The 8,862-nt window shown below is 73.8% G+C and carries 7 protein-coding genes and 1 pseudogene; 4 read left to right on the forward strand and 4 right to left on the reverse strand.

All coding sequences use genetic code 11. The features are described from left to right. Positions 1–53: 53 nt before the first annotated feature. From CUT44_RS22665 to CUT44_RS22675, 3 genes are all read left to right on the forward strand, one after another. Complete coding sequence (locus CUT44_RS22665; protein WP_100203782.1) at positions 54–644, forward strand: hypothetical protein; 591 nt, start codon at positions 54–56, stop codon at positions 642–644. 90 nt (positions 645–734) lie between these two features. Further along, positions 735–1,070, forward strand: coding sequence for a YnfA family protein (locus CUT44_RS22670; protein ID WP_100203783.1), 336 nt, complete (start codon positions 735–737; stop codon positions 1,068–1,070). Between the two features lie 148 nt (positions 1,071–1,218). Then, positions 1,219–2,025 (forward strand): SDR family NAD(P)-dependent oxidoreductase, encoded by an 807-nt coding sequence (locus tag CUT44_RS22675; protein ID WP_100203784.1) that lies wholly within the window; start codon positions 1,219–1,221, stop codon positions 2,023–2,025. An 89-nt stretch (positions 2,026–2,114) separates the two neighbouring features. Here CUT44_RS22675 and argS read toward each other — a convergent pair whose 3' ends face one another. After that, positions 2,115–3,947 (reverse strand): arginine--tRNA ligase, encoded by a 1,833-nt coding sequence (argS, locus tag CUT44_RS22680; RefSeq protein WP_100203785.1) that lies wholly within the window; start codon positions 3,945–3,947, stop codon positions 2,115–2,117. Positions 3,948–4,119: 172 nt separating this feature from the next. Between argS and lysS the strand changes: the two genes are divergently transcribed. After that, positions 4,120–5,859 (forward strand): lysine--tRNA ligase, encoded by a 1,740-nt coding sequence (gene lysS, locus CUT44_RS22685; RefSeq protein ID WP_100203811.1) that lies wholly within the window; start codon positions 4,120–4,122, stop codon positions 5,857–5,859. Positions 5,860–5,965: 106 nt separating this feature from the next. Here the strand turns inward: lysS and CUT44_RS22690 are convergent, their stop codons facing one another. The 3 genes and pseudogenes from CUT44_RS22690 to CUT44_RS34180 all read right to left on the reverse strand — a co-directional run. Then, complete coding sequence (locus tag CUT44_RS22690) at positions 5,966–7,357, reverse strand: DUF2637 domain-containing protein (RefSeq protein ID WP_100203812.1); 1,392 nt, start codon at positions 7,355–7,357, stop codon at positions 5,966–5,968. A 239-nt stretch (positions 7,358–7,596) separates the two neighbouring features. Continuing rightward, on the reverse strand, positions 7,597–8,289 hold the full coding sequence (locus CUT44_RS22695; protein ID WP_100203786.1) for a DUF3558 family protein: 693 nt from the start codon (positions 8,287–8,289) through the stop codon (positions 7,597–7,599). Between the two features lie 197 nt (positions 8,290–8,486). Beyond that, positions 8,487–8,862, reverse strand: a pseudogene (locus CUT44_RS34180) (hypothetical protein); the annotation flags it as partial.

Here is an 8,862-nt window from a genome sequence, read left to right on the forward strand (position 1 = left end):
AGACGATGATCGGGTCGCGCGGCGGAGCCGCGAGTGGTCGGTTGGGTGGTGACATGCAGCGCGGTGGCGGGCTGGGCGAGGGCACGGGGGACATCGGTCCCAGGCGCGCGCGGGGCCGGCACCGGCGCAGGACCTCCGAGGCGGCGGAGACCGCGGACGTGACGGAGACGGCGGACACTGCGGAGACGAGGATCGGCAAGGGTGGCCGGGTGGGGGTGACCTACAAGTACTTCGGTGCACCGGACGGCGCCACAGCCGCCCGGGTGCCCATCTCGATGCGCCCGGAGGAACTGGGCGGGGACGAACTGGGCCACGGCATGTTCACCCGGATCAAGCCGGAGACGGTGGCCGCGATGGTCCTCACCGGCATCGAGGGCATACCGCTGCACAAGGTGCCCCCGCTGGAGCTGGTGGTCCTCCACTCCGACTACGCCGTGGTCAAGCTGCCCATGACGGTCACCGACCCGCTGCGGGGCGTCGGCGAGGAATCGGTGGGCGCGGCGGCCTTCATCTGGTCCACCGTCCCCGACCGCGGCGGCCCGCGCGACGCCTTCGACGTCTACCAGCTCCTCCACGAGTGGCAGGACTTCTCGCACCGCCTCCACGAGGCGGGTCACCAGGCGTACTGCCTGGTGTGGCCCTGACCCCGGCCGGGACGGGGGCCGGAACCGGCTCCGGCGGTTTCCGGCGGGCCCCCCGGACGGGGCCCGGACGGCCGCCCGTAGCCTCCTGACATGCTCGTTGCCCGCTCCGCCCTCCTCTTCGCCCTCGCCGCCCTGCTGGAGATCGGCGGCGCCTGGCTCGTCTGGCAGGGGGTGCGCGAGCACCGCGGCTGGGTGTGGATCGGCACCGGGGTGCTCGCCCTGGGCGCGTACGGCTTCGTCGCCACCTTCCAGCCCGACGCCCACTTCGGCCGCATCCTGGCGGCGTACGGCGGTGTCTTCGTCGCCGGCTCGCTGCTCTGGGGCATGGCGGTGGACGGTTTCCGGCCGGACCGCTGGGACGTGACGGGGGCACTCGTCTGCCTGGCGGGGGTCGCCCTGATCATGTACGCGCCGCGGGGCGGGTGAGACGGCCGGGGGTCCGGGGGTCGCCCCCCGGAAGACCGCAGCAGGTACGCGCCGCGGGACGGGTGGGACGGCCCGCTCCGGCCCCCGGAACTCACCGGACCTATTCTGCGAGCGGCACCGCGACATCCACCACCGGGAGGGCCCGCCCATGTCCCAGTCCGCCGAGCAGTCCGCCGCACGGCCCACCGCACCCACCGCACCCACCGCGGTCATCACCGGCGCGAGCAGCGGCATCGGAGCCGCGACCGCGCGGCGGCTGGCCGCCGAGGGCTACCGGACGGTGCTGGCCGCCCGCCGCGCCGAGCGCGTCGAGGCCCTGGCCGCCGAGCTGACCGGCGCCGGCCGGCGGGCCGAGGCGTACGCCCTGGACGTCACCGACCGCGCCGCCGTGGACGCCTTCGCCGGGCGGCTCGGCCCCCTCGCCCCCGGCAGCGTGCTGGTCAACAACGCGGGCGGCGCCCTGGGCCTGGACCCGGTCGCCACCGGCGACCCGGCCGACTGGCGGTCGATGTACGAGGTCAACGTGCTCGGCGTGCTGAACATGACCCAGGCGCTGCTCCCGGCCCTGACCGCCTCCGGCGACGGCACCGTCCTCGTGCTGTCCTCCACCGCGGGCCACGGCACCTACGAGGGCGGCGCGGGCTATGCCGCGGCCAAGCACGGCGCCCACGTCCTGGCCGAGACGCTGCGTCTGGAGGTGTGCGGGCAGCCCGTCCGGGTCATCGAGATCGCGCCCGGCATGGTGCGCACCGAGGAGTTCTCCGTCACCCGCTTCCGCGGGGACGAGGAGAAGGCCGCGAAGGTCTACGAGGGCGTCGCCGAGCCGCTGACCGCCGAGGACGTGGCCGACACCGTCGTGTGGGCCGTGACCCGCCCGCCGCACGTCAACGTCGACCTGCTGGTCGTCCGCCCCCGCGCCCAGGCGTCCAACACCAAGGTGCACCGCGAGGGCTGAGCACGCCGGGAACGCCGGTGGGGCGGGCCCGCCGGGCCCGCCCCACCGCTCTCACTCGCGTCTCGCCCGTGCCCGTACGGCTCAGGGCCTCAGAGCCGCTCGGGCGTGCGGATACCCAGCAGTGCCATGCCCTGGCGCAGGGTGCGGGCGGTCAGCTCGCACAGGAAGAGGCGGTTCTCCACGGTCGCCTCGTCCCCGGCCTTCAGCACCGGGCACTGGTCGTAGAACGTCGTGTAGTGCGAGGCGAGCTGGTACAGGTACGCGGCCAGCTTGTGCGGCTCGTACGTCTCGGCCACGCCCGCCAGCGTCTCGGCGAACTCGTCCAGATGCAGCCCCAGGGCCCGCTCCGCCGGGGCGAGGGCCAGCTCCGGGTGCGCCGCCGGCCGCGCGTCGCCCGCCTTGCGCAGGATCGACTGGATCCGGGCGTAGGCGTACTGGAGGTAGACGCTGGTGTCGCCGTTGAGCGAGACCATCCGGTCCAGGTCGAAGACGTAGTCGCGGGACATCGACGTCGACAGGTCCGCGTACTTCACCGCGCCGATGCCCACCTGGGCGCCGCGCTCGGCGATCTCCTCCTCCGTCAGCTCCAGCCCGCCCTGCTCGGCCTTCTCCCGCACCACGGCCGTGGCCCGCTCGACGGCCTCGCCCAGCAGGTCCACCAGCCGGACCGTCTCGCCCTCCCGGGTCTTGAACGGCTTGCCGTCCTTGCCCAGCACGGTGCCGAACGCCAGCTGCCGGGCGGCGCCCTCGGGCAGCCAGCCGGCCCGCCGCGCGGTCTCGAAGACCATCTTGAAGTGCAGCGCCTGCCGGGCGTCCACCACGTACAGCAGGGTGTCGGCGCCCAGCCTCCCGACCCGGTCGCGGATGGCGGCCAGATCGGTGGCGGCGTAGCCGAAGCCGCCGTTGGACTTCTGCACGATCAGCGGGACGGGCTTGCCGTCCGGGCCCTTGACGTCGTCGAAGAACACGCACAGCGCGCCCTCGGAGCGGACCGCGACCCCGTCGGCCTCCAGGTCCTTCACGACCTGCTGGAGGTCGTCGTTGTAGGCGCTCTCGCCGACGACGTCCGCGTCGCGGATCTCCACGTCGAGCTGCTCGTAGACGGCGTGGAAGTAGATCATCGACTCGCCGACGATCCGCCGCCAGGTCTCCAGGGTGCGCTCGTCCCCGCTCTGGAGCTTCACCACCCGGTCCCGGGCGCGCGCCTTGAACTCCTCGTCGGAGTCGAACAGCGCCCGCGAGTCCTTGTAGAGCCGGTTCAGCCGGGACATGGCCGCCTCGCCGGACTCCCCGCCCGGCTCCCCGGACCCGTCGCCGCCGGAGTGGTCCAGCTCGTGCGGGTGCTCCTCCAGGTACTGGATGAGCATGCCGAACTGGGTGCCCCAGTCGCCGATGTGGTGCCGCCGGACCACCTTCTCGCCGCGGTGCTCCAGGATCTTCACGATCGCGTCGCCGATCACCGTGGACCGCAGGTGCCCGACGTGCATCTCCTTGGCCACGTTGGGCTGGGAGTAGTCGATGACCGTGGTGCCCGGCTCCGCCGCGTACGGCACGCCCAGCCGCTCGTCGGCGGCCCGCGCCGCCAGGGTGGCGGTGATCGCCGCGTCGGAGACGGTGATGTTGAGGAAGCCGGGCCCGGAGACCTCGATCCCGGCGATCACTGCATTGCCGGCGTCTCCGGCGGCCCCGGCGTTCTGGGCGGCCCCGGCGCTCTCCCGCATCGCCCCGACGACCTTCGCGGCCAGCTCCCGGGGGTTCCCCTTGAGCTTCTTGGCCAGCGCCAGCATCCCGTTGGCCTGGAAGTCCGCCCGGTCGCTGCGTCGCAGCAGCGGGTCCGCGGACGCGGCCTCCGGCAGGGCAGCCGAGAGGGCGTCCACGACGCGCTGGTGGACGGTGGCGGCGAGCGAGGGGACCGAGGCCATGAAGGAGTGCCGTTCCTCTGAGTAGGGGTTTCCGGGCCGGTCCAGTATCCCACGCGGGCGGTCCCCGGGGCTCGCCGATAAGCAGGCGCCGGTGCCCCGGCCCGTCTGAAACAATGGTTCCGTCATCCCGATACGTGAAAGCCCCGAAAGACCTGAAAGGGACGTGCCGACCGTGGCTCAGAGCACCGAGACCGCCGACTGGGTCTCCCGCATCGCCGACGAGGTCATCGCCGAGGCGGAGCGCCGTGCCCCCGGCAAACCGGTCGTCTGCGCCTCCGGTCTGAGCCCCTCCGGCCCCATCCACCTGGGCAACCTGCGCGAGGTGATGGTCCCGCACCTGGTCGCCGACGAGATCAGGCGGCGCGGCGTGGCCTGCGAGCACATCCTGTCCTGGGACGACTACGACCGCTTCCGCAAGGTCCCGGCCGGAGTCGACGGGGTCGACGCCTCCTGGTCCGAGCACATCGGCAAGCCGCTCACCTCCGTGCCCGCGCCGCCCGGCAGCGGGCACACCAGCTGGGCCGGGCACTTCAGGTCCGCCATGGCCGAGGCGCTCGACCGGCTGGGCATCGAGGTGCGCGGCATCAGCCAGACGGAGATGTACACCTCCGGCGCGTACACCGAGCAGATCCTGTTCGCCATGCGCGAGCGCGGGCGCATCGACGCCGTCCTGGACCGCTACCGCACCAAGGCGGCGCCGGAGAGCGCGGCGAAGCAGCAGCAGAAGCCCAGGGACGCCGAGCTGGCGGCCGCCGAGACCGAGGCCGCCGAGGGCTCCGGCGCGGCCGGTGAGGACGACGGCGGCTCGGGCGGCACCGGGTACTTCCCGTACAAGCCGTACTGCTCCGCCTGCGAGCGCGACCTGACGACGATCACCGCCTACGACGACGACACCACGCGCATGACGTACGTGTGCCGGTGCGGCCACGAGGAGACGGTCCTGCTGTCCGGGCACCGGCGCGGCAAGCTGGTCTGGAAGGTCGACTGGCCGATGCGCTGGACGTACGAGGGCGTGGTCTTCGAACCCTCCGGCGTGGACCACCAGTCACCGGGCTCGTCCTTCGTCGTCGGCGGGCAGCTCGTGAAGATCTTCGGCGGCGAGCAGCCGATCGGCCCGATGTACGCCTTCGTCGGCATCAGCGGCATGGCGAAGATGTCCAGCTCCCGGGGCGGGGTGCCCGTCCCGCTCGACGCCCTGGAGATCATGGAGGCGCCGCTGCTGCGCTGGCTGTACGCGCGCCGCCGGCCGAACCAGTCCTTCAAGATCGCCTTCGACCAGGAGATCCAGCGGCTCTACGACGAGTGGGACGCCCTGGAGCGCAAGGTCGCCGACGGCACCGCGCAGCCCGCGGACGCCGCCGCGTACCGCCGGGCCGTCTCCACGGCGTCCGGCGGGCTGCCCCGGACGCCGCGCCCGCTGCCGTACCGCACGCTCGCCTCGGTGGTGGACGTCACCACCGGCGACGAGGAGCAGACCCTGCGGATCCTGAGCGAGCTGGACCCGGACACCCCGGTCCGTTCCCTGGACGAGACGCGCCCGCGGCTGGACTGCGCGCAGCGCTGGGTCGCCACCCACGTCCCGGCCGAGCAGCGCACCCGGGTGCGCGAGGAGCCGGACACCGAACTGCTGGCCTCGCTGGACGACGGCGAGCGCGAGGCCCTGCGGCTGCTGCTGGACGGGCTGGACGAGCACTGGTCGCTCGACGGGCTGACCACGCTGGTCTACGGCGTGCCCAAGATCCGGGCGGGCCTGTCGCCGGAGGCGAGGCCGACGCCGGAGCTGAAGGCCGCCCAGCGCGCGTTCTTCGCCCTGCTCTACCGGCTGCTGGTCGGCCGCGACACCGGCCCGCGGCTGCCCACGCTGCTGCTGGCGGTGGGCGCGGACCGGGTGCGCAAGCTGCTGGGGGCCTGACGCCGCCGGACACCCGGCGGCGGCGGGTGCGCGGCGGACCTTGCGCGGTGGGTGCTGCGTGGTGGGTCCTGCGCGGTGGGTCCTGCGTGGTGGGTCTGGTGGGCGGTCAGCCCCCCAGACCCATCTCGGCGTTGTAGCGGTCCTTGAAGTCCCGCAGGTACAGGCGCAGGTGGCTCTCGCTCAGCAGACCGCCCTCGGCGTTGGTCACGCCGTGCTCGTCGTAGAGGACCCTGGCCAGCTGCCGGGCGTTGGGGCGGTCGCCGTGGTCGGCTATGTACTGCTGGTAGGCCCGGTAGTAGACGTCCGTGTAGAGCGCGCCGTCCGGGATGCCGAGCGGTCCGGCGTCCTCCGGCTCCGGCGGCGGCGGCGCCACCGGCTCGTCCGAGGCGAGCACGGAGTACGCGTACGCGGCCCGGGTCCCGCCGGGGGCCGGCTGCCCCATCCGGCGGCGGCGGCCCTGGGAGACCGGCACGGTCACCTCCGCCCTGGCGGGCGCGGCCCCGGCGGCGTACGCGGGTGCCGGGACGGCCGGTGCGGCTCCGGACGGCTCCGGCTGCGGCCCGGGGTCCGCCGCCCCGTCCGGTTCCGCGGGCGCCTCCCACTCGCGGGGCACCACCCCGTGCTCCGCCGGGGTCTCGTCCCAGGCCCGGTCCCGTGCTCCGTTCCGGGCGGGCGGCGCCAGTTCGGGTACGGCCTTCTCCGGGGCGGTCACCTCTCCAGCCGTCTCCCCGGCCGCCCGCACCGCGCCGGCCGCACCGTTCGCGGCGGCCGTACCGCTGCCCGCGCCCTCGCCCGCGCCCGTGCTCTTCCCCGGGAGCAGTTGCGGTTCGATGCCGGCGGCGGCCAGGCCGGCCGGGCCGGTCTCCGCCAGCGGCACCCCGTACCGCGCCAGCCGCAGCGGCATCAGCGACTCCACCGGCGCCCGGCGCTTCCAGGAGCGTCCGTAGCGGGCCCGCAGCCGCGCCTCGTACACCAGCCGGTCCTGCTCCATGCGGATGACCTGGTCGTAGGAGCGCAGCTCCCACAGCTTCATCCGGCGCCACAGCCGGAAGGTGGAGGGGAAGGCCAGCAGCCAGCGCGAGATCCGCACCCCCTCCATGTGCTTGTCCGCGGTGATGTCCGCGATCCGGCCCACCGCGTGCCGCGCCGCCTCCACGGAGACGACGAACAGCACCGGGATCACCGCGTGCATCCCCACGCCCAGCGGGTCGGGCCAGGCGGCGGCGCCGTTGAAGGCGATGGTGGCGGCCGTCAGCAGCCAGGCGGTCTGGCGCAGCAGCGGGAAGGGGATGCGGATCCAGGTCAGCAGCAGGTCCAGGGCGAGCAGCACCACGATCCCGGCGTCGATGCCGATGGGGAAGAACGGTGCGAAGTCCCCGAAGCCCTTCTTCTCGGCGAGGTCGCGGACGGCGGCGTACGAGCCGGCGAACCCGATGGCGGCGATCACCACCGCGCCGGCCACGACCACGCCGATGAGTATGCGGTGAGTCCGGGTCAGTTGCACTGCGGGTTCCTCGCGAAGTCGTCGGCGGCCGGCCGCCCGCCTCCCGGCCGGGATGGCGAGTGGGGCGGGTGTGGGTCGCGATACTACGGAAGAACCGCACAGGAGAGCGAAAGACGCAGGAAAGAACGGGAGGAACGGCCCGGAGGACGGCGCGAGGCGGACAGGGAGGGGAAGCCCCCGGACCCCGCTCGCCCCTGCTCGACCGCCACTCGACCGCCGCCACTCGACCGCCGCTACTTGACCGCCGCGGCGGCCTCCTTCGCCGCCTTCTCCGCGTCCTCGCGGATCTCGTCGGCCTTCGGCGTCTTGCCGGTCTCGAAGCCGGCGCCCTCGTAGTCCACGGTCACCACGACGTTGCCGGTGACGGCCACCACCCGCTGCCCGCGGTACTCCTCGGCCTTCTTGCCGCTCTTCTTCTCCGTCTCGAAGGCTATGGACGTCGCCTGGTCGCCGACCCCGTCCAGCGGGGTGTCCTTCACGTTCTTGTTCGCGGTGTCCTGCGAGACGGCGGCCACCTGCTGCCCGGCGTACTTCGCGGCCCGCTGACCGCCGCTGCCGAGCGTCACGTCCGAGTCGAAGCGCTTGAGGGAGACGGTCAGCGCCCGGTACTGGAAGTCGTCCAGCCCACTCCACAGGCAGGTGCCGTAGCCGTCGGCGTCCTTGGAGCCGAGGTTCTTCCCCGTCTTGGCCCCCGGCACCACGGCCTTGACCGTCTTCTTCGTGAGCGTCTCGCACGGGTCGGGCAGTGTGGTGAACTTCACCGGTGCCGGGCTGGGCGGCGCGCTGGTGGTGGGGGCGGCCGAGGACTTGGCGGACTTGGCGGAGTCCTCCCCGCCGGAGCCGGAGGAGCAGCCCGCGACCAGCAGCACGGGCACGGCGGCGCAGGCCAGCGTACGGACGACGACGCGCTTGGCGTTACGGTGCATGGTTCCTTCGCTTCCGGAGGTGCGGGGCGCCCGGTCCGCCCTGTCGGGGGGCACGGTACGCCACAGGGGTGACACCTGGGGAAGCCTAGGACGGCCGCGGCGCCCCCGGGCCCCGTCGCGGCCGGGTGTGGCCGTCGTCTCAGTCGCTCCCGCACGGTCCGCCGGTGCGGCGGCGGGCCCGGACCGGCCCGCCCGGATCAGCCGTCGTCGAACTCCCCGGCGAGCCGCTCGGCGAGCTTCCTCGCCCGCTCCTGCGGTCCGGTGCCGTCGGACGGCCGGCTCCCGTCCGTCTTCCACTGCTCGTACTCGACGGTGACGATGACGTTCCCGGTGCGGAAGACCAGGGTGATGTCGCGGCGGACGCCCGAGTCCGCGGTGACCAGTTCGTCGTCGAGGTACGCCGCGTCGCCGATCTCCTCCAGCGCGCGGGGGACCGTTCGCGCGCCGGGCGTGGACCGCGGGCCGGTGTCCGTCCCCTCCGTGTCCGTCCCCGCCGAACCCGTCACCGCCGGGGTCTCACCGTCGGCGTTCCGGGCGTCGGCGGTCTCGCCGTCGGTGCTCTCACCGTCCGCG

The organism is Streptomyces carminius (assembly GCF_002794255.1).
GTDB classification, from domain to species: Bacteria; Actinomycetota; Actinomycetes; order Streptomycetales; family Streptomycetaceae; genus Streptomyces; species Streptomyces carminius.